The organism is Paenibacillus ehimensis NBRC 15659 (genome assembly GCF_004000785.1).
Classification (GTDB): Bacteria; Bacillota; Bacilli; order Paenibacillales; family NBRC-103111; genus Paenibacillus_G; species Paenibacillus_G ehimensis.
Genome location: NZ_BILX01000209.1, coordinates 1 through 591, shown reverse-complemented (window position 1 = coordinate 591; position 591 = coordinate 1). Strand labels below are relative to the sequence as shown.

Genomic DNA, 591 nt, shown 5'->3' with positions numbered 1-591 from the left:
TATCCATAACGAAATTTATGCTGCAAACAGAGTTCGCGGATTTTCTCTACCACAGGATCGGCATCCCCGCTTCCATACTTATCCTTCCAGCGATAGTAGGTAGCACGAGAGAGTCCCGCCCAGGCACAGGCTTGTGCCACGCTAACTTCTCCTTGGATCGATTTGATCCATTCCACTACAATCTTTGAGGATACCCCCTTTCCATCTCGTTGTACTTTTTTAGGAGATCTAGCTGCTGTTTCAAAAACCTATTCTCTGCCTTTACTTTCTCTAATTCTGACGTATATTCCGGTCCTTTGCCGTAGCTATATTGTTTACCTACAGGCTGCTCAAACCGATGTATTTCTCCGTTACGATACCATCGCATCCATGTTCTCACTTGAGAATCATGTCGTATGTTCAATTGCTCCATAACTTCTTTCACTGGGATACCAGCCATTCTCATTTCAATAGCCTTCATCTTAATCTCTTTTGGGTAGCTTACTCGGGTTGCCAACGAAAAAACACCTCCAAGGTTGTCTCCCATATCATACGACATGGTTGCATTCTCTTGAAGGTGTTTTTAATTTGTCTCACACTATGGGGTCAGTT

The 591-nt window shown here is 43.7% G+C and carries 2 protein-coding genes; both read right to left on the bottom strand.

The window, feature by feature from the left end; all coding sequences use genetic code 11:
• Nucleotides 1-176: helix-turn-helix domain-containing protein (locus PEH01S_RS36275; protein ID WP_407669524.1), on the bottom strand; the 176-nt coding region annotated here is incomplete at its 3' end.
• Nucleotides 176-538: a helix-turn-helix domain-containing protein gene (locus PEH01S_RS34360; RefSeq protein ID WP_127490463.1), complete on the bottom strand. Its 363-nt coding sequence runs from the start codon at nucleotides 536-538 to the stop codon at nucleotides 176-178. The genes PEH01S_RS34360 and PEH01S_RS36275, both read right to left, overlap by 1 nt.
• Nucleotides 539-591: the final 53 nt, after the last annotated feature.